Source organism: Psychrobacter sp. 1U2 (assembly GCF_051847575.1).
This window is the reverse complement of sequence record NZ_JBPYDC010000089.1, coordinates 1-1979: the sequence shown is the minus strand read 5'-3', so window position 1 is coordinate 1979 and position 1979 is coordinate 1. Positions and strand designations below refer to the sequence as shown.

The following is a 1979-nucleotide window of genomic DNA, read 5'->3' as shown; positions in this document are numbered from 1 at the left end:
ACGTTCGCATAACTTTTTGGTGGACGTCACCAACTATGTGTTGATGGAGCTTGGCCAGCCGTTACATGCATTTGATGCCGATACCATCAAAGGTGATATTGTAGTGCGTTTGGCACAGCCTAAAGAAACGCTGATATTGCTTAACGAGCAAACCATTACCTTAACGGGCGATGAGTTAGTCATTGCTGATAATGAAGGCGTGCTGGCTCTTGCTGGGATTATGGGCGGTAAGCGTAGTAGTGTGACCGACAGCACAACCAATATCGTATTAGAGAGTGCGTTTTTTAATCCACTCGCCATCGCTGCTCGTGCGCGCCGTTTTGGCTTACATACCGATGCCTCACAGCGTTTTGAGCGCGGTGTAGACTTTGCGCTGCCAGAGTTGGCATTGGCCCGTGCTTGTGACTTGCTTACCAGTGTCACAGGCTCGCAGGCCGGTCAAGTTATAAAAACAGAAAGTAGCGAGCACTTGCCGGCCCGTGCACCTATTACGCTACCGCTGACAAAGGTTTTTGATGTCATCGGTATCGACATTGAACCTGCGGTAATGGTACGTATCTTAACTCAGTTAGGGTTTTGGGTAGAGCAGCAAGCAGACGCACTTGTTTGTACGCCGCCATCGTATCGCTTCGATATGAGCATTAAAGAGGACCTCATCGAAGAGATCGCGCGTATCTATGGCTATGATAATATTCCAAGTGTCCTACCTCATTTGCAAGTCAGTATGGATTATGATGATACTGCCGATTTGACGCATGAGATGAAGCTAGCATTAGTCGATAATGGCTATATGGAAGCAATTAGCTTTAGCTTTAGCGATGCTAAGCTTGAGACGCTACTTGATGATGAGGCGTTAGGGGAGGTATTAGCACTGGCCAATCCCATCTCTAGTGATTTGGCAGTGATGCGCCGTACGTTGCTCTCAAGCTTGTTGCCTTGTGTACAATATAACCTAAACCGTCAGCAGCCGCGTGTACGTTTTTTTGAGACAGGTCTTAGCTTTGTTGGGCAAAGCATCAATGACTTGGTGCAGACGCCAAGTATCGCTTTGGTAGCAGTCGGTGATATCTGGGATGAACAAGCCTACCAAAACCGCGCCTTAGACTTTTATGATCTCAAGCATGATATCGAACAGCTGTTACCAGCTCAGATTGATCCTGCGCGTGTTCGCTATGAGCGTAGCGCGCTGGCCTTTTTGCACCCAGGTCAAAGCGCCAAACTCTATATCGACGATATTTATATCGGCTGGTTGGGTCAGCTGCATCCTAGCACTGCTAAACAGTTAGACATGCCTATGACTTGGGTTGCACAATTATCGCTTGCACCATTGTTAGACTTGGCTCGTGAGCAGCAAGTTATCGCTACCCCAAGTAAATTTCCACAAGTGCGCCGTGATATTGCTATTTTGGTAGATAGTGACATCAGCTTGCAAACGCTAGAGTCGACAATACGTAAAGCTGCAGGTACGTTACTGACTAATCTATGGTTGTTTGATGTTTATCAAGGGGACAAAGTGCCGATGGGACAACGCTCATTGGCATTTGCACTGGTATGGCAAGATAATACTCAAACTTTATCTGACGAAGTAGTAAAAGCAGTCACAGATAAAGTGATCGAGTCATTAGTTCAACAGCATAATGCTCAATTACGCGATAGTTAACTATATTTAGCTAAGTGACTATTAATAAAGAGATTTATTTCGAGATTTGTTAAAAATAGAGTAAAAATACTTTATAATACCTACACTTGAATTAAAGACTCGGTGATTTAATGATTGTAATCAGTGAGTCATTTATCTTTATATAGTAGTCATACCGCTAAACCATGATACCCGATATCTCGACATAGCATAGGAGTCGTACTTGTGAGTACCTTAACCAAATCTGACATGATCGAGCATTTGATGAATCATCTTAACTTGACAAGACAAGAAGGACGCTGTCTGGTTGAGAACTTTTTTGATGAGTTGTCAGATAGTT

Annotated in this window: 2 protein-coding genes; both read left to right on the top strand. The window is 44.3% G+C overall.

Going from position 1 to position 1979, the window contains the following annotated elements; genetic code table 11:
* Positions 1 to 1660 (top strand): phenylalanine--tRNA ligase subunit beta (gene pheT, locus ACS8FD_RS13370; protein ID WP_439276244.1); only part of this gene is annotated, 1660 nt, incomplete at its 5' end.
* Positions 1661 to 1864: 204 nt separating this feature from the next.
* A partial coding sequence (locus ACS8FD_RS13365; RefSeq protein WP_459252122.1) for an HU family DNA-binding protein occupies positions 1865 to 1979 on the top strand: 115 nt, incomplete at its 3' end.